The sequence below is a fragment of the Paraburkholderia sp. GAS334 genome (assembly GCF_050436625.1).
Taxonomy (GTDB): Bacteria; Pseudomonadota; Gammaproteobacteria; order Burkholderiales; family Burkholderiaceae; genus Paraburkholderia.
On sequence record NZ_JBNDMO010000023.1, the window covers coordinates 1 to 17726 of the forward strand.

Below are 17726 nucleotides of genomic sequence, written 5' to 3' on the forward strand. Positions count from 1 at the left end.
AATTGACCGAAGTCGCCCGAATTCCGTCAACTGGTTTCTAAGCGGTCGTCGTTACCGCTGTCGTTCCGGGTCCCTCCGGCAAGTTGACAATGCCCTGCTCCTCACCGATTTGCATACGCCCTGTCCTTTTTCGGCAATGCCGGTGGTGTTGCAAGGGTTTGCACCTGGCTTGTGATAAACGAATGGAATGGCTTTAGCGCGAGATTTGATTGGATTTTTGGGGGAAGCGATCCTATTTTGTAGGTTGCTAATGCAGCGGCACCCGCGCTTGTGAATCGCGAAGAGACGAAGCCGAAACAGACATCGCCGATGCCTGGCGCGCGCGCTTCATTAGTGCGTCATTTCGATTCAGGCGGGATGCCCGGCGCATTCATCACTTCGAGCTCTTCTTCGATAGAAGGTGTGCGGAGTGCAAGTGATATGCGCTGTTTTTCTCAAACGAAGAAGCGTACTTCGCCAACCGCGAAAGAGACGCTATAAGGCGATACATCGACAGGAGACAATAAATGGAGCAATCATCCCCCCTCGTCCGTCCATTAGAGCAGGACGCCGGTGTCGGACAGAACGTCGTAGGCGGTGAGGCGTCACCGAGAGTCCGGCGCATTCAGCGTACCGCGCTTGCCCTGCTCCTGCTGAGCGGAATCGTGAACTACATCGATCGGGCAACGCTATCGATTGCGAACCCGCTCATTCGGCACGACCTTGGACTCTCGGTTGGAGAAATGGGCCTGCTGCTTTCGGCCTTTCTGTGGGCCTATGCATTCGCGCAACTGCCGGCAGGTGCACTGATCGACCGCTTCGGGGCGCGGGTCATGTTGGCGGTGAGTCTCGCCATGTGGTCGGTTGCGCAGGCATTTGGCGGTGCCGTCAACAGCTTCGGACAATTCTTCGCCGCCCGCATGGTCCTCGGCGTGGGAGAAGCGCCGCAGTTCCCGACTAGTGCCAAGGTCGTTCGCGACTGGTTCGGCAAGAAGGAACGGGGCGCCGCGACTGGTATCTGGAACAGTTCGTCGACCCTAGGCACGGCAATATCCGCGCCGCTACTGACGGTCATCATGCTGACTGTTGGCTGGCGATGGATGTTCGGCATTATGGGGATCGCCGGGCTCGCGCTGGCAGTACTCTTCTACCTCGTGCATCGTGATCCGCATCAGGTCAAGCTGACACAGTGGGAGCGTGAGTATCTGTCCGACGGCGAGGAGGAAGTCACAGCCCGGCCGACGCTGCGCGACTGGCGCCGCCTGTTCGGATTCGGAACCACATGGGGCATGGTTTTAGGCTTTTTCGGCACGATCTACGTCCTCTGGCTCTACAACGCGTGGTTACCCACGTATCTCCAGATGGAGCACCATCTGACCATCGCAAAGACGGGCTGGGTCGCCGCGGTGCCATATCTCTTCGGCGTGGTGGGCAGTCTCTCTGGCGGCAAGGTGTGCGATGTACTCGCGAGAAGGGGCGTCTCCGCGATCAATAGCCGCAAGTATCCCATGGCAATTTCGTTGCTCGGAACGTCCATCTTCACCGTACTGACCGCTCTGACACACAGCGCTACACTGGCCGTTACCTTCATCTCGATCTCGATGTTTCTGGTCTACGTATCGACGAGCGCGGCTTGGGCGATGGCATCCGTTGCGGCGCCAGCCAACTGCACCGCGTCAATCGGGGCGATGCAGAATTTCGGCGGCTACTTCGGTGGCGCGCTGGCGCCGGTGATCACCGGCTTCATCGTGCAAAAGTCCCAATCCTTTCAACCTGCGCTGTTCGTGGGTGCGGCGGTCGCCGTAGTGGCGGTGATCGGCTACTGGATTCTTGTGCGTGAGCCGATACCGCCGATGGCACTTGAGGGCGACGAATAAGCGCGAACGGTTTGCGTTGACCACAGCGTCACGAATATCTCGTACGGATGGCATGTGGTGCCGGGACTTGCGGGGGAAGCGCCACTTTCCCTTGGCCCGGAAGCGGTGTCAGACTGAAGTCCGGCACCGCTACTCTGAGAGGAGCTTCCATCATGGACATTGCGACGATCGGGCTGGATCCGGCCAAGAACATTGTCCAGCTGCACGCACTGGATCGGACCGGCGAGACAGTGCTTCGCAAGCGCCTGCGACGCGCGGACGTGCTGTCCTTCTTTGCGCGGCAAGCACGGCGACCCGCATCTCAGAACGCTGCCGATTCATGGCGCGAGATCGATACTGATGCCTACTGAGGCGCGCCATCCCGATCCCGATAGCGGGCTAGGCCGGCGCCTCTCACGCAAGCACCGCGATGTGACTATGGTTGCACTCGCCAACAAGAATGCCAGACGGGCATGGGCGCTTCTCAGGCAAGATGGAGGTCGGTTTCACTCGCGCCGCGATCGGAGATCACACCGGGCTTGCCCGAGCAGGCCATCGTGCCACGTTCGATCTCGTTGACGTAGGGGCAAGCAATGCGAGACCATGCGTATCGTGCCCCATCAGGTCGCCGTCGATCGGCGTGCTAGTGACGCTTTCCGCCAGCCTATCTGTCCGGCCCGCGGCGCACAGCAAACCCTGCGGGAACGTTGCAGTTCGGCTGCGGAAAATCGGACGTTTGTGTTCATCAGTCCGAGTTCCATACGTAAAAAGATTGAATGGCACACGTTGCGGCGGGAGTCCGGAAGACTGCCATGCGACTGCAATCGCCCCAACGGTTTTCTTGCCGCTATGTGATCGCGCCGATCTGCCACGGTACAAATTCGTTTTGCCCGTACCCGTGAAGTTCGCTCTTGGATGCCGCACCCGAAGCGGTGGCAAGCATCAGATCAAAGATTTCGCGCCCCAGCTCGTCGACGGTTTTCTCGCCGTTCAGTATGGAGCCGCAATTGACGTCGATGTCTTCTTCCTGCCGCTTCCACAGCGCGGTGTTGGTCCCCAGTTTCAACGATGGCGACGGTGCGCAGCCGTACGCCGAACCGCGGCCGGTGGTAAAGCAGATCAGGTTCGCACCGCCCGCTACCTGACCAGTCGCTGAGACCGGGTCGTACCCGGGCGTATCCATGAAGACGAGGCCGCGCGCGCGGACCTGCCCAGCATAGAGATAGACGTCAACAAGATCGGTCGTCCCGCCTTTCGCCACCGCGCCCAGCGACTTCTCGAGGATGGTCGTGAGACCGCCCGCCTTGTTGCCCGCCGAAGGATTGTTATTCAGATCCGCGTTCGAGCGGGCGCAATACGCCTCCCACCAATGGATGCGCTCTATCAGCTTCTCCCCGATGGCACGCGATACTGCCCTGCGCGTTAACAGATGTTCGGCACCATAGATTTCCGGCGTTTCTGAAAGAATCGCCGTACCACCGTGTGCGACTAGCCGATCGACGGCTGCGCCGAGCGCGGGTTTGGCCGTGATGCCCGAATACCCGTCCGAGCCGCCGCATTGCAAGCCGACCGTCAGATGCTTCGCGTCAACCGGTTCGCGCCGAACGTCATTCGCCTCTACGAGCATTGCCTTCACGGCATCGATGCCCGCAGCGACGGTCTTTGCCGTGCCGCCGGTTGCCTAGATCGTCATCGTTTTAAGCGTCTCGCCAGCCGTAAGCCTGGTTCTTCACGAGTGCATCGATCTGGTTGGTTTCGCAGCCGAGCCCGACGATCAACACACCCGCGAAGTTCGGGTGACGAGCGTACCCGCTCAGCGTGCGCCGAAGCAATTCGAGCGCCTCGCCCTCCGAATCAATTGCGCAGCCCTGTCCGTGCGTGAGCGCCACCACCACATCCACGTTCGGAAACGCCTCCAGCGCTTGCGGACGGACATCGCGGCGGAAATAATCGGCGATAGCGCGAGCCGCAGTCGCCGAGCAATTCACGGAGGTCAGCACGCCGATGTAGTTACGCGTGGCAACACGGCCATCAGCCCGCACAATGCCCATAAAATGTACGGTCGCACAGAGCTTCGGCGAGCCCTTCGCATCGGGGCTGAACGCATAGTCGCGATCGAAATTGCCCATCGAAAGGTTGTGAGTGTGAACATGTTCGCCAACCTCGACCGCACGCGACGCCGATGACCTGTCCATAGCGCCGCACCGGTGCGCCCGCGGCGACAGACCGTCGCGCCACCTTGTGACCGGCCGGAATCAGCCCACGCACGGAAAGGTTGTCACCGATACGCATGCCAGCCACGAGCTGATGGCGTGCGATGACGACATCGTCGTCCGGATGCAGCCGCACAATCGGCTCTGCCGCCGAGCCAGTACCTCCCGGGACGGCTACCGCCGCATTATCAGGGTCGAACGTCATGATGTTGCCTTATGGATGGATCACCGTTCAGCTCGCGTCGTGCGTCATAACGCCATCGATCGCAGAAAACAAGCCTCCAGGATTGCGTTGCTTCAGTTGAAGTGAGCGTTGGCGCCGCCGTGTTCGCTGCGCGACGATGCCGGTTCACCCGATTGTCGTTGACGTCCGCGGCGCGAACCCATACCGACGCTCATGAGCAGCAGCACACCAGCCACGCCCGCGAGCGCGAGCGCAAACATGCCGGCGCGCTGACTGTGAAAGCTCGTCTCGACTGCCGTCTTCAATGTGGGAGCGATAAATCCCCCGAGGTTGCCAAGCGAGCCGATCAATGCGATACCGCTCGCCGCCGCCGGGCCGCTCAGATACGCCGTCGGCAATGTCCAGAACAGCGGCTGAACGACGACAAAGCCTACCGTCGCGATAGAGAACGCGACGAGCGCGGGCGCCAGGTGATGCCCGAGCGTCGACAATGCGATGCCCGCTGCGGCGATCGCCAGCATGGCAATCGCCAACTGCCGATGTTTGCCCTTCGCGTCCGCATACCCAGTGATGAAGCGCAGAGCAACAAGCGCACAGAACCATGGAATGGCTGCCAGCAGGCCGACCTTCGCGCCGATTGCGGCGCCGGTCAATTCCGAAATCCGGGTCGGCAGATAGAAGATGACGCCGTACACGCTCACCTGTATCGCGAAATAGATTGCGACAAAGCGCAAGACGTTCCAATTGCGCAGCGCCTTGAGCGCCGTCGATGGGCCGTGAGCGACTTTGTGGCCGTCTTCCTCAGCGATGGCACTTTCCAATGCCGCTTTCTCGTCAGGCGTCAGCCATTTCGCGTCGCGCGGCTTGCTGACCAGATAGAAGAATGCGATGACGCCAATGACAGAAGCCGCGAGCCCTTCGATCACGAACATCCACTGCCAGTTGCGCAGCCCGAGCAAGCCGCCCATCGCCTCCATCAGAAAACCGGACAGCGGGCTGCCGAGTACAAGGGCAACAGGTAGTCCGAAGTAGTAAATTCCCAATGCCTTGCCGCGTTCGCGTGCAGGAAACCAGTACGTCGTGTAAAGAATCACGCCCGGTGAGAAACCTGCTTCGGCAACCCCAAGAATAAAGCGCAGCAGGTAGAACGAGGTTTCGTTGTGCGCGAACATCATCGCGGCAGACGCGAGCCCCCACGTCACCATGATGCGGCTCATCCAGATCTTTGCGCCGACCCGGTGCAGGATCAGGTTGCTCGGAATTTCGAACAGTGCGTAGCCCACAAAGAAAATCCCAGCCCCCAGCGCGAACGCCGCGCTACCTATGTTCGAGTCGACCTGAAGGGCTTGCTTGACGAAGCCGACGTTTGAACGGTCGAGCATCGAGATCGCGAACATCAGCGCGAGAAATGGCGCCAGTCGCAAACGCGACTTGCGCACTGCACTCGCCAACGACTCCGACGTTGCGGGTTGAGTCTGCAGCATTGGCTTGTCTCCTGTAGAAGCCGCATGCGCCACGCCACGACTGCGAGGCTCTTGCGGCCTGACGCGGACTGGCACTGATCCCGGCGACGCGGCTTCGAACGCCACGCATTCGATACGGGGGGCGCATGCGTCGATCGGGTCAGCCAATACTCTAAGAGGACTTCCGATAAGCGTCTAATTGCAAATTGGGTACAATCAATTCCATCTGGTTATGAGGCGATCTGCGTTTACCCTTATGTCCCAACACCCCGTCGTCTCTGCCACAAACGTATTGACGAGGCTGCGCTTCAGACATCTGCAACTGCTCGATCTGCTTGGCCGCACCCACAATTTGCGCATGGCAGCCGAACAGATGCATATCACGCAGCCGGCGGCGACGAAGATTTTGAGCGACGTAGAGGCAATGCTGGGCGCCCAGCTCTTCGAGCGGTTGCCGCGCGAAATGCGACCAACCGATCTCGGCGCGCTGTCCGTGCGCTACGCGAGCACCACGATGGCCGACTTGGGCAAGTTCGCGAGCGAGTTCGCAACGCTGCAAAGCGGCGGCTACGGTCGTCTCACTGTGGGTGCGATTTCGGCTTCGGCCGCACAGGTGGTCATCTCCGGCGTCAAGGAAATCCAGCGTCGGCGGCCGCGGTTGATCATCAAGCTGGTCGAACAGAGCAGCGATCAACTGGCGATGTGGCTGGAAGAGAAGCGGGTCGATGTGATGGTGGGCCGCCTGACGGAACCGCGCCAACGGGCGCTCTTCGACGTAGTGGATCTGTCCGCGGAACCGGTACGCGTGGTCGTCGGACGGCACCATCCGTTGCTGCGACAACGCCGCGTTGAGATCGCTGATCTGGGCACATGGCCGTGGATTCTTTATCCGCAAGCCACAGCGATCCGGCAACTGTTCGAGGAGACATTCGCTGCCGCGGGTATGGTCGCCCCGGTCGGCATGGTGGAGACATCTTCGATCTTTTCGACTCTGGAACTCTTGCAGGCCACCGACATGATTTCGCTGCAACCTCGTGCCGCGGTGGAAAAGTACGTCAACAATGACCTGCTCGGCTATCTTCCGGTGACGATCCGGCGCAGCATGACGAACTACAGCGTCATCACTCGCAAGAATGAATTGGCGTCTCAGCCGATGGAGGAATTCATCGCGATCCTGCGCGCGATCGCCGGACAACTTGACGATCGCGCGCTGCCTACGTCCACGGATCACAGCGCCGAAGGCGGCCTGTGACGCGGTTCTCATGATCGGGCACTCGAAAGTTCAGCACCCGACCAGACAGCGCGTGACGCGCTGATTCAGGTGTTTATCAAGGGTTCACATAGGCCGACAGCCATCGGCATCCCACCGCCGGAAGGCGCTATAAATGCGCGTGTGGTGAATTTCAGGACGACCTTCGTCGTCCTTTTCGATCGGCAGCTCCTTCGACTGACACCCCATATAGAGCAGTCGCAAAATGTAGTTGAAGATCTTATGCAAACCCAGCTTCGGTGCGGGACGACGGCTGCCTCGGGAAAGATGCGGCAAGACAAATGCTTCGAACTGCGCAAGGCTCAATTGCGTTGGAATCGCTTGCCTGCGTTGACTTCCAGCCATTCTGGCCATCCAGAAAACTGGACAATAACCTATTCGGTGTCAGCGGCTGAAAATCCAGGCCTGTAGCGGCTTGCAGACAAATTCGCCGGTCTTGAAAAACCCGCAACCGGTGGAGGCAAGAGCAACTGCATCACCCCCCGTGCTTACAGCGGCTTGATACTGGCCGCCTGCTTGCCTTTTGCTCCCTGTTTGACTTCGAAGCTGACCTTTTGGCCGTCCTTAAGAGACTTGAAGCCCTCTGCCTTCACTTCCGAAAAATGAGCAAACAGGTCTTCTCCGGCATCGTCCGGGGTGATGAAGCCAAAGCCCTTCGCATCGTTAAACCACTTCACAGTACCGGTTGCCATGCTCATTCCTGATTGATTGGTTGGACATCGCGCGAGACCCTTCGCGCGCACGGAAATTCACGAAAGGTGGAAGAACAACTGGAGAAGTATCGCCGGAAAGTCGAATACACAAACAGCCAATACTTGCAACTTGAAGCTTGAATTGACGCTATCGAAATTTATACGACGGCACGCCGTGAAGGTCAATCAGCGTTTGTCCATTCTGGCTCCCACTGCGAGGCGAAGTCCTCCGCCATCCCCCCAGAGCCACCGTCCGTCCAGGCAACTGCAGTGACCCGACTGCCAACGGCGTTGTCAGGTTGTTTGTGTCGGTCGCGTAAGATGACGTGATGAAGAAATCGAAATCGCTCTATCACGGTCACCGTTTTGCAGCCGGAGTCATTAGCTGCGCAGTGCGCTGGTACTTCCGCTTCCAGTTGAGCTTGCGCGACATCGAGGAACTGCTCCTGGAGCGTCAGCCAGCATTCGCTGTGGAGGAAGTCTGTCCCCGGCTTGAACCGAACCCGCCCGGATGGCTAGTTCGATGGCATCGACCAAAGCCAGGTACGCGGGGCCGGCCCACGGGGCGAGCTGGAAAATGGATTTGTTCATGCTGGCCTTCCAGGAATAACGACTCACTATCGTTTTATGCCTACGGGCATAACGGATTTTCTCGACGATCGCCACGGTGGTGAACGCTCCCAGTCGCCGATCGCCACACTGTTCTTGCCGTCAAGCAAAACCCGTTCGCAGTATGTCCACTGGAACGGGTTCCTCGAATCGACGGATTGCCGCGCGCGGCGATGCGTGGCCTACCGCCACGCGCAGCTCATGCCGATCAGAACGGCATCGCCCCTTTGGCGCCGCTCGGCTCGTCAGCATTCGCGTTGCCGTTTTGCTGGTTATCGCCGCCGTGACCATGACCCAAATCGAAATTAAACATGTCGAACAGGTCGCCGAGCGCCGGCGCATTGACAGGCACGTACGGGTTGTTGTTCCGCTGGACCGGGTTCGGCAGGTTGTCGCGGCTGCGGTCAGTGATCGGCGGCAGTCCCCAGTTGCGTTCGATGAACTTCGCCAGCGATGCGTGGTCGGCATAGCCGTGCGCGACGCGCCCGCCCTGCGAATATGGCGACACCGCGATCATCGGAATGCGTGGGCCATCGCCGAAGAAGTCAACTGGCTGGATATAACCCGAGTCGTAGTAGCCGCCGCCTTCGTCCACGGTAATCAGGATCGCGGTACTGGCCCAAAGCTTCGGATTGCTCTGCACTGCATCGACGATCTTATGCACGAACGCCTCATACAGGCCGAACTTTGACGATGTCGGATGCCCGTCGAGCTTGCCACCCGGCTTGACGAACGATACTGCCGGCAGGTTGCCCGCGCTGATGTCCGCATACAGGTCGGTTGTGTCGGCAAGGTGCGTATCGCGGACGTCCTTGTTCGTCATAATTGACGTTTCGTAGAGGAACGGATTGCAGATGTTGCAATAGACGCTCTTCTGCGGATTGCTGACGAACGTGTTCCAGCCTTCGCCATAGTACTTCCAGGGAATGTGACGTTCGAGCAAAGTGTCTCCGATCGTGCGAACCGGTGACGGCGGGATCGTGAACGGCGACTTCGTCCTGTCGAGCACGGTGCCGTCGCCGTTGTAGCCCGGGTTGTAGTTGTTCAGCAGGTAGTAGTGTTGCGGCGCGCAGTTCATCTTCGGATGGTACGAGAGCGACGCCAGATACTTGCTGATCGGCCAGACACCCGCCTGGCTCGTGTCCGAGCAGTCGCTGTAGCTACCGCCCGAATAGCCGTCCTGCGTGTACCAGTTGTTCGTGCCTGCCAACGGGTTCGGATTCTCGATCTGGTTCGACGGCGGGACCGTCGCGTGGCCGTTGCCGTCGGTGTAATAGTAGGCATCGGCGGCGCCGACCATGATGCTATTCGCGCCCGTGCCGCCCATCACCGGCTGATGATAGTTGTCGCTGATCGTATAGGTGCGTGCGAGCTGCATGAAATACGGCATGTCGCCCTTGCTCGCGTTGTGAAAGCCCAGCGCGTTTGAACCTTCCTTCGTGGTCTGTTCGCTGAACGGCGTGGGTTGCGCACTGCCGTTGCTGCCCGCGCCGATGGTGGTCTCGACCCACGCGAACAGGTCCATCAGACAGCCGCTCGGATTATCGCGGGTGGCGTGGGACACGTCGCAGTCGGACTGCTGCCAGTTTTGATAGAAGCGGTGCACTGGACCGCCCAAGTACGCGTCATACAGCGATGATTGCTGCGGCGTTTGCAGCGGGTAAGGGCCGTTTTGCAGTGCGTTGTAGTTCGCGACGCGCGTATCCTTCGCGCCCGCTGGCAAGCCGGAGGCACCGGTCAGCAACTGACCGATATCGGCCGTCTCGAGTTCTGCGCCCTCGGCCTGTGCGGCCGCGTTGTACGTTGCGTACGGAGCACCGGTCGTGTCGCTCGCCGCGGTAGCCGTGCCACCGGTGTTCGGCGAAGGCAGCGTGCTGTAGGGGCTCTTGATCGATGGCGCCAGCGCGAACTGCGTCGTTCCCGTCACTGTGGCCTGGTACTGGCGCGCCTTCGCAAAGTTCGGCCCCGGCGAGCCATCCGCGTTGACGATGCCTTGCGACAGCAGGTTTTGCACCGACTGCCCGTTGGCCGGCTTGTACGTGCCGAACACGTGATCGAACGTGCGGTTTTCACCGACGATCACGATCACATGTTTGATTGGGGATTGCGTCGCAGATTCGTTGTCCTGACCTGCCACCGCGGCGTTGCCGGGCGACGCCGCGAATGCAAGGGCGGCTACGCCAGCGCATGCCGCGACAACGGCTGGGACCTTTGAAAGATAGCGTCGTTCTGACGCTTGGTGCTTTTTCATCTCTCATCCATCAGTAAGGTTAACCTTGCACAACCTTACCAATGGCACATGACTGCGGCGAGACAGTAACGCTTCGATTACCTTTCTACCCGCGCAGTTCGACGCGCAGTTCCTGCTCATCCGTGGCAAGCGATCAGGTTCGCTAATGCCGCCAAACCCTTGAAACTGCAGGCTGAAAAGGATTCGGCTGTGCCGGGCACGCGCATCATATGACCATCTTTGCTGTTTGGGTCAATTCAGTTTTTACCAAAAGGACGCTAGCACAGCGAAAATCCTTCCCTAAACATCGGTGTGTCAACGCGTCTGACGAAGTAATCGGTCGGTTCAAGCGTTTCAGCATGCGTATCGACGCGGGGTTTTAGCGGCGTTGTCAGGTTGTTTGTGTCGGTCGCGTAAGATGACGTGATGAAGAAATCGAAATCGCTCTATCACGGTCACCGTTTTCCAGCCGGAGTCATTAGCTGCACAGTGCGCTGGTACTTCCGCTTCCAGTTGAGCTTGCGCGACATCGAGGAACTGCTCCTGGAGCGTGGTGTTATCGTGACCTAGGAGACGATCCGATGCTGGTGCGCTAAGTTCGGTGCGAGCTTCGCTCACCGGGTGAAAGCGGTGCGATGCAAGCCCGGCAGTACATGGCATCTCGACGAGATGTTCGTCACGCTGCGAGGCGAACCATACTTGCTGTGGCGTGCGGTCGATGAGCACGGTGCCGAACTCGATATTCTGCTTCAGAAGCATCGCGACAAGGCCGCCGCCAAACGCTTTTTCAAGTGCTTGCTGCGCTCGAACCCGGTACCGCGCAAGATCGTCACCGATCAATTGCGTAGCTATCCGGCGGCAAAAGCCGACATCCCGGAACTGGCTAGCGCGAAGCACGTGTTCGTCAAAGCCGCGGCTCGGCTAAACAACCGCGCAGAAAATAGCCATCAACCGACGCGCGAACGCGAGCGTCGCATGCGCGGTTTTCGCGACCCGAAACGTACACAGGCATTCCTGTCTAGCTTCGGGCCGATCCGGCAACACTTCGCACTCAAGCGGCATCTGCTGCGCGCTTCGCTTCATCGCCAGCAACTCGTGGCCCGCTTCGCCGCCTGGTACGAATTGACCGAAGTCGCCCGAATTCCGTCAACTGGTTTCTAAGCGGTCGTCGTTACCGCTGTCGTTCCGGGTCCCTCCGGCAAGTTGACAATGCCCTGCGGAATCATTGAAGTCGGAAGCGTTAGAAAAGGGCGTGTAGCAAATACCGCGGTCCGGGTGGAGGAATTCACGAGCACCGGATTGCCGAACCCCTCCTCGTATATAAGCCTAGCTCGACTGCGTAACCCGGTACGCGTCCAGCTCCCGCTTCTTCGGCGGCACGATCATTTCGATTCTGCCGACGAGGAAGATATACGAAAGGATGCCCAGAACGGCGACGATCGAGACGTACCACATCGCATAGTGGAAGTTATGCGTGCGCTGCAGGATCATGCCGAAAACAATGGGCGTAGCAATGCCGGACAGATTGCCGAACAGATTCAGGAAGCCGCCCATCGTACCAATGAAATTGCGAGGAATGACGTCCGTAAATACCACCCAGCCGAGATTCGCGACGTTGTTTCCGAAAAAGGCCAGCGAAAGGATGCCGATCGCGATGACGGGCTGGTTCTCGAAAAAATTGACAGTGACGATCATGGCCGTCAACACGAGGCCAACGATCACCGGCACCTTGCGCGCGACCGTGACCGATTTACCCCTTTTCAGAAGGCTGTCACTGAGGAAGCCGCCGGCCAGCATGCCGACCATCGCCATGAGATAGGGGATGGATGCTCCCAGTCCCGCTTTGGAAAGCGTGAGATTCAATGCCTTTTCGAGGTAGACGATGAACCATGTCATGAAGAAAATCAGCGTCGAGTTGTAGGCGAACTGCGTGATGAACAGGCCCCAGACGGTTTTGTTCTTGAGGAAGTACAGGACATCCTCTCTCTCGACCACAGTGCTGACCGTGGATTGATCGTGAGATCCGTAGCCACCACCGGCCTTGATAAGGTCGAGCTCGGCCTGATCGGTTTTTTTGCTGTCTTTGGGGTCGCGATAAACGATCAGCCAGCAGACCCCAAAGACGATCCCCACTCCACCCGTCGCATAGAACACCATTTGCCAGCCGTAACGGCTCGTCAGAAAAGTCAGGACGGGCGTGAACAATGCGAGACCGATGTATTGCGAACTGATATAGGTCGCCGTCGCCCGTGCGCGTTCGTTCTTCGGAAACCAGTTCGCGACGATCTTCGTATTCGAGAGATACGACGGCGCTTCAGCGAGGCCAATCAGGGCGCGGCAGACCAGCAGCACCGCAAACGAGGCGCCCACGGTCGCGAAAAGATGATGTGAAGCAAAGCCCATCGCGAATGTACATGAGCTCCAGATGACAATTGCACTGCCGTATAGAACCCTCGATCCGATTCGATCGAGGAGATACCCGACGGGAATCTGGGCGGCCGCATACGTCCACGTGAACATCGAAAAGAGCAGGCCGAGCTGGGTCGGCGAAAGGCCGAATTCCCCCTGGATCCGGCTTCCTGCGATCGAGAGGTTTGCACGGTCCATGTAGTTGATGGCCGTGACTACAAACAGTAAAAAGACAATGAAATATCGGGTCTTTGTTGCTTTCATGATTTCGCATTCAAGATGCCATCTGGAGGCTCGCCCAGACATGCATTACCGGCACGGAATACCGGCGATTCGTCTTCCTGCTCAGAGTGGGAGTTTCACAACCGCATTCTTCTGCGTGCTGCGATAGATGGCTGTGAACAGTTCTACGGTCTTCCGGCCGTCCAGCCCGTCGATCAAAGGCTTAGTGTCGTTGCCGACAGCAGTCAGGAAATCATCTATTTGCCGCTCGTGATAGAAGTACAGGGAATCCGCGGAATTGAAATACTCCGCATCAGCGTTTCTCCACTCGGCGAGCATTCCTTCTTCGCCTTTGATCGTCCAGATATCGTTGTAAGGCGGTTCTGTGATGGTCGAGACGCCGGCGATGAACATCGCGCCGCCGTCCGTCTGCACGCCGACCGACGCGCCGTTCTCGCCATGAACGTGGACCTTCCCGTACAAAGCCGGATTCTGTGAGTTGCTGACCAGAATGTTGGCAATCGCGCCGCTTTTGAACTTGATGATGGCCGCCGCGGTGTCTTCGACTTCGATGTAGTCGTGGTTGACGTTCTTCCACACCCCGTAGACCTCATCGATATCGCCCATATACCAGAGGAGCAGATCGAGCTGATGAGGTGCCTGGTTCACAAGCACGCCGCCTCCTTCGCCAGCCCACGAGCCACGCCAGGGATCGCTTTCGTAGTACTGGCGGTCGCGCCATCCGAGCATGACAACGTTGCCGATGATAGGGCGGCCAATCTTGCCCGCATCGATGGCCTGCCTGATTCGCATCGCGGACGGATAAAAACGCCGCTGGCACACGACGCCGACCGTACGCCGGTGTTCTTCCGCACATGAAAGGATGGCATCGCAGTCTTCGAGCGACGAAGCGAGGGGCTTCTCTATGAGAACGTGGCTGCCGTTTTTCAACGCGGCGATTGCGACGGGAGCATGCTGAGGATGTGGTGTGCAAATGCACACAACGTCGACCTGTGCGGCCTGCACCATCTCTTCGACGCTATCGAACGCACGCACGCCGTATTGTTTGCCGAAGGCCTCTGCTCTATCGAGAGAGGTGCTGCATACAGCGACGAAGTCCGAGTTCCCGAGATTCGAGAGCGCCCGGGCATGGAAATGACCGACCTTTCCACAACCGACGATGGCAGTTCTGAGTTTTTTCATGGTGATTCGGTGTTACGTCGCTAGTTTGAATGCGAGCGAGGCGCTGCCGCCACCGGTCCGGTGGCAGCGCACGATATCGATCGCGGATTGCGTGACGCCAGGAGTGAAGGGAAATCCATCGGCTTGATTGCGCGGCAGGCTCATGACGGCGTGCTGCGGTCAAGAGAAGTCGCTGCAAGCGCAAGCCGACTTCGCGATGGAACTACTTGCCCAAGGGCGAGGCGGACACCTGTGTATGGCGGGAGATCTTTCGGGGCGGCCGGGAGTCGATGTCGGCCGGATCACCCTTTACGCCTTGAGATGCGGCCCCAGCAGCGACAGGTCCGCGGCTGAAAGACGATCGTGCGCGGTCTGCACCTGATGCCAGTACGGGTAGAGCAGCGGCGGCGCGCTCACCTTGTCGACCCGCTCGCGCTGTTCGGCGGTCAGCCTGAGATTCGCCGCGCCGAGGTTGTCGAGCAGTTGCTTCTCGTTGCGCCCGCCGATGATGACCGACGTGACGGCGGGGCGCCCGAGCGTCCATGCGAGCGCGACCTGAGCGGCCGAGACATTCTGCTCGCTGGCGATCTCGACAAGCGTGTCGACAATCGACCACAGTCGTTCGGCGTCGCGGATCGGCGGCTCCGTCCAACCGGCGAGCTGGCGCGTGCCCTCGGGCGTCGCGTCGCGGCGGTGCTTACCCGACAGCAGGCCGCCTGCGAGCGGGCTCCAGACGAGAATGCCCATGCCTTGATCGAGCGCGATCGGCGCGAGTTCGTATTCCGCTTCGCGTGCTTCGAGCGTGTAATGGATCTGCTGGCTCACGAAGCGCGGCAGACGATCGCGTTCGCTCACATGCAACGCCTTCATCAGGTGCCAGCCTGAGTAGTTCGAGCAGCCGACATACCGGATCTTGCCATGCCGGACCAGCAGGTCGAGCGCTTCAAGCGTTTCTTCAAGCGGCGTGAGTCCGTCCCATTCGTGGACCTGGTAGAGGTCGATCACATCAGTCTTGAGACGGCGCAAGCTCGCCTCGCAGGCTTCTATCAAATGATGCCGCGACAGACCCCGGTCGTTCGGGCCGTCACCCATGGGAAAGCGGGCTTTCGTCGCGATCAGCACGCCGCCTTTGCGCTTGCCGCCGAGCACCCGGCCGACGATTTCCTCCGACGCACCGTTCGAATAGACGTCCGCAGTATCGATCAGGTTGACGCCCGCGTCGATGCACATGTCGATCTGTCGGCGGGCCTCGTCGAGGCCAACCTCGCCGACGCTCGCGAATTTGCCTTTGCCGCCCATCGTCATCGTGCCTAGCGTGATTGTCGACACCTTGAGGCCCGAACGGCCAAGTTGACGGTAGTCCATGATGAAGCAATCTCCATGTATGTTGCGAGGATTCACAGCCGGCGTGCGGTCGTTAAGTCGCATTGCGCCCGCATTTCGTGCCCAGTGTTCCTTGGCGTCCCCAGACGTCCGACGATAACGGAGATTGAATTACCATTCCAATAGAAAGATATGATCAAATTGTGCGGTTTTCGTGATTAATCGTCTCTGCAAGGAAAGAGTGCCAACGTGGACTTGAAGCAGCTGGAACATTTTGTGGCGGTCGCAGAAGAACGGCATTTCACGCGCGCGGCGCGAGAGCGTGCAAAAGTTGGGGAGGTGCATTTCGTCAGGCGGCCATGGCTTACGGCATGACTGCACTGACTGTTCTGTCCGTTGGCCGGCGCCCGCCTGCCGACGTTGGCCCGATGCATTTCCCGTAACGCGAGTCGGCAATTTTGAGCGCCAGAATGCGATGGGACGAGAATTCCCCGTTCAGAACCGCGACTCTGACCTGTGCCATGCAGTGCGCCCCTTCGTCAGTCCAGCGCATCTGTCGCTTCTTGGCCATACGGTGGCTGACGACCTGGTTCACCGCGGACTCGGCAATGCTGCTGCTGATCGGGAGACCTTTGCGATGCCGGGCGCTGTAGTTGACCAACGTGTGCGCGTTGTTCCTGAGATAACTGGAGACGGTGTTCAGATTCCACCACAGCGTTTCGAATTCGTATCCCTCTCTCGCCAGCAGCCGACTGTCCAGTGCCTTGATCCGCTCCACCGCCTTGCTGCCCTTGCCATGCCAGACCAACCACTTCGCGTGGGTGATTTCGGTCTCCACCGACTCCTGGTCTATCGAGTCGATCATCTTCCTGCCGAACACGGAACGCTGCGCCGCCTGGAACTTCATCGCGATGTGGAACCAGTCCAGGATCCGGCCGCGAGCCAGCTGACTGCCCTCGACGGTCTTTGCAAATTCACCAGCGTCGTCGCTGATCACGGTCACGCGTTCATCGCTCGCCACACCGTTCCGGCTGAGGAACTGATCGAGTCGCGCTGCAGCCGAGGCGACTTCCCTGTGCACATACGCATACAGTTTTGGAGGACCATCGGTGAACGTCGCCCGCCCGGCGACGATATTCACGTGGCGGCCAGGGCCTCTCCCTGAGTCGCAATTGCGCAGCCACGCCGAGTCGACGCTCACGGCCGCGACATGGCTGGATTCGCGAACCTGCACGTCTGCAACGGCTTGAGGTAGCTTCGCGATGTCACGCTCGATATCAGCGTCGAGCTGTTTTCCAATGTCGAGAATCCGGTTCCGGATGCCGCTGGACGAAATGCCCTTGTCCAGCGGCAGCACTTCCTTGAGCATGGCCGCGGCCTGCCGGTATGGCAAATGAGCGGCCCACTTCGCCTGGAGGTATTCCAGCTCCGGAGTGACGCGCCAGCTTAGGTCTTTGGACAGGGGATGCACCACATGCTGTGGCGTCCGCGCAGTCCGCTGGCAAGCACACGACCACAGCCGCGGACTCATCACCGTCACTTTGCCGTAGACGGTGCGCAGCACCGTCGAGCGACTGTCCTTGTGCCTCAAAGCCGCACCGCAGCTCCGACAATGGGTCTGGCTTGAGAGCCACGACTGCACCTGTTTCGAAATGAGCTCGGCCTGCACCTTTGCCAGCAGCGACCGCCCTTCCGCGAGAGTCAGGCCCAGTTCGGCAAGACAGCAGTCAGGGCGCTCAATCACCGCCAGAACTCCGTCACCTTCCTCGACCGTATCATTGTCTCCGTCGGCCAACCTTGCTTCGATGATCAACCGCATGGCTTGCTCCCACCGTTGCGAGACCGATCAGCCTACTCCAGACGAAACCGATGCCGCTAACGGAAGCACAAGCGGCCCTCCTTGGGAGCCTCCCCAACTTTTGCACGCTCTCGGCTGCCCAGTATCAGGCAGCGCAAGCTCAATAAAACGTCGCGGCTTGATGTGCCCAGTGGGACCAGAGAATCGCTGTTCCACCGGGCAACTGACGACTTTGTTCAGGTCGTCGAGCCGACGCCAGACCCGACTGTAGCGGACGAAGCGGTCACTGCCGCCTC

12 protein-coding genes and 3 pseudogenes are annotated in these 17726 nt (G+C 59.4%); 5 read left to right on the forward strand and 10 right to left on the reverse strand.

Annotation, left to right across the window (positions count from 1 at the left end; translation table 11 throughout):
* Nucleotides 1-506: 506 nt before the first annotated feature.
* A complete protein-coding gene (locus P3T21_RS29595) occupies nt 507-1856 on the forward strand; it encodes an MFS transporter (RefSeq protein ID WP_429259509.1) in 1350 nt (449 codons plus the stop codon).
* Between the two features lie 152 nt (nt 1857-2008).
* Nucleotides 2009-2206 (forward strand): hypothetical protein, encoded by a 198-nt coding sequence (locus P3T21_RS29600; RefSeq protein ID WP_429259510.1) that lies wholly within the window; start codon nt 2009-2011, stop codon nt 2204-2206.
* Nucleotides 2207-2682: 476 nt separating this feature from the next.
* Here the strand turns inward: P3T21_RS29600 and P3T21_RS29605 are convergent.
* Together P3T21_RS29605 and P3T21_RS29610 are read right to left on the reverse strand one after the other, a co-directional pair.
* Nucleotides 2683-4253: pseudogene (locus P3T21_RS29605) on the reverse strand (UxaA family hydrolase).
* A 92-nt stretch (nt 4254-4345) separates the two neighbouring features.
* Nucleotides 4346-5713 carry an MFS transporter gene (locus P3T21_RS29610; protein ID WP_429259584.1) on the reverse strand — a complete coding sequence of 456 codons (1368 nt, stop codon included), beginning with the start codon at nt 5711-5713 and terminating at the stop codon, nt 4346-4348.
* A 238-nt stretch (nt 5714-5951) separates the two neighbouring features.
* On the opposite strand from P3T21_RS29610, the gene P3T21_RS29615 reads away from it, so the two are divergent.
* Nucleotides 5952-6947: a LysR family transcriptional regulator gene (locus P3T21_RS29615; protein WP_429259511.1), complete on the forward strand. Its 996-nt coding sequence runs from the start codon at nt 5952-5954 to the stop codon at nt 6945-6947.
* A gap of 84 nt (nt 6948-7031) precedes the next feature.
* Here P3T21_RS29615 and P3T21_RS29620 read toward each other — a convergent pair whose 3' ends face one another.
* Both P3T21_RS29620 and P3T21_RS29625 read right to left on the reverse strand, forming a co-directional pair.
* Nucleotides 7032-7310 carry a hypothetical protein gene (locus P3T21_RS29620; protein ID WP_429259512.1) on the reverse strand — a complete coding sequence of 93 codons (279 nt, stop codon included), beginning with the start codon at nt 7308-7310 and terminating at the stop codon, nt 7032-7034.
* A 143-nt stretch (nt 7311-7453) separates the two neighbouring features.
* Entirely contained in the window at nt 7454-7657 is a 204-nt protein-coding gene (locus P3T21_RS29625) for a cold-shock protein (protein WP_429259513.1), read from the reverse strand.
* Nucleotides 7658-7986: 329 nt separating this feature from the next.
* Between P3T21_RS29625 and P3T21_RS29630 the strand changes: the two are divergent.
* Nucleotides 7987-8113: pseudogene (locus tag P3T21_RS29630) on the forward strand (IS6 family transposase); the annotation flags it as partial.
* 361 nt (nt 8114-8474) lie between these two features.
* On the opposite strand, the gene P3T21_RS29635 reads toward P3T21_RS29630, so the two are convergent.
* Nucleotides 8475-10517, reverse strand: coding sequence for an alkaline phosphatase family protein (locus P3T21_RS29635; RefSeq protein ID WP_429259514.1), 2043 nt, complete (start codon nt 10515-10517; stop codon nt 8475-8477).
* A 405-nt stretch (nt 10518-10922) separates the two neighbouring features.
* On the opposite strand from P3T21_RS29635, the pseudogene P3T21_RS29640 reads away from it, so the two are divergent.
* Nucleotides 10923-11657: pseudogene (locus P3T21_RS29640) on the forward strand (IS6 family transposase).
* Between the two features lie 165 nt (nt 11658-11822).
* On the opposite strand, the gene P3T21_RS29645 reads toward P3T21_RS29640, so the two are convergent.
* The 5 genes from P3T21_RS29645 to P3T21_RS29665 form a co-directional block, all read right to left on the reverse strand.
* Complete coding sequence (locus P3T21_RS29645; RefSeq protein WP_429259515.1) at nt 11823-13169, reverse strand: MFS transporter; 1347 nt, start codon at nt 13167-13169, stop codon at nt 11823-11825.
* Between the two features lie 81 nt (nt 13170-13250).
* A complete protein-coding gene (locus P3T21_RS29650) occupies nt 13251-14330 on the reverse strand; it encodes a Gfo/Idh/MocA family protein (protein WP_429259516.1) in 1080 nt (359 codons plus the stop codon).
* A gap of 12 nt (nt 14331-14342) precedes the next feature.
* Nucleotides 14343-14474: a hypothetical protein gene (locus P3T21_RS29655; protein WP_429259517.1), complete on the reverse strand. Its 132-nt coding sequence runs from the start codon at nt 14472-14474 to the stop codon at nt 14343-14345.
* A 144-nt stretch (nt 14475-14618) separates the two neighbouring features.
* Complete coding sequence (locus tag P3T21_RS29660; protein ID WP_429259518.1) at nt 14619-15674, reverse strand: aldo/keto reductase; 1056 nt, start codon at nt 15672-15674, stop codon at nt 14619-14621.
* Nucleotides 15675-15996: 322 nt separating this feature from the next.
* On the reverse strand, nt 15997-17451 hold the full coding sequence (locus tag P3T21_RS29665) for an ISKra4 family transposase (protein WP_429259519.1): 1455 nt from the start codon (nt 17449-17451) through the stop codon (nt 15997-15999).
* Nucleotides 17452-17726: the final 275 nt, after the last annotated feature.

What these genes read in the sequence shown, in the direction of transcription:
- P3T21_RS29660 (WP_429259518.1), bottom strand. Translation starts at nt 15,674, where the DNA reads ATGGACTACCGTCAACTTGGCCGTTCGGGCCTCAAGGTGTCGACAATC.
- P3T21_RS29615 (WP_429259511.1), top strand. Translation starts at nt 5,952, where the DNA reads ATGTCCCAACACCCCGTCGTCTCTGCCACAAACGTATTGACGAGGCTG.
- P3T21_RS29595 (WP_429259509.1), top strand. Translation starts at nt 507, where the DNA reads ATGGAGCAATCATCCCCCCTCGTCCGTCCATTAGAGCAGGACGCCGGT.
- P3T21_RS29625 (WP_429259513.1), bottom strand. Translation starts at nt 7,657, where the DNA reads ATGGCAACCGGTACTGTGAAGTGGTTTAACGATGCGAAGGGCTTTGGC.
- P3T21_RS29655 (WP_429259517.1), bottom strand. Translation starts at nt 14,474, where the DNA reads ATGAGCCTGCCGCGCAATCAAGCCGATGGATTTCCCTTCACTCCTGGC.
- P3T21_RS29650 (WP_429259516.1), bottom strand. Translation starts at nt 14,330, where the DNA reads ATGAAAAAACTCAGAACTGCCATCGTCGGTTGTGGAAAGGTCGGTCAT.
- P3T21_RS29620 (WP_429259512.1), bottom strand. Translation starts at nt 7,310, where the DNA reads ATGGCTGGAAGTCAACGCAGGCAAGCGATTCCAACGCAATTGAGCCTT.
- P3T21_RS29635 (WP_429259514.1), bottom strand. Translation starts at nt 10,517, where the DNA reads ATGAAAAAGCACCAAGCGTCAGAACGACGCTATCTTTCAAAGGTCCCA.
- P3T21_RS29645 (WP_429259515.1), bottom strand. Translation starts at nt 13,169, where the DNA reads ATGAAAGCAACAAAGACCCGATATTTCATTGTCTTTTTACTGTTTGTA.
- P3T21_RS29665 (WP_429259519.1), bottom strand. Translation starts at nt 17,451, where the DNA reads ATGCGGTTGATCATCGAAGCAAGGTTGGCCGACGGAGACAATGATACG.
- P3T21_RS29600 (WP_429259510.1), top strand. Translation starts at nt 2,009, where the DNA reads ATGGACATTGCGACGATCGGGCTGGATCCGGCCAAGAACATTGTCCAG.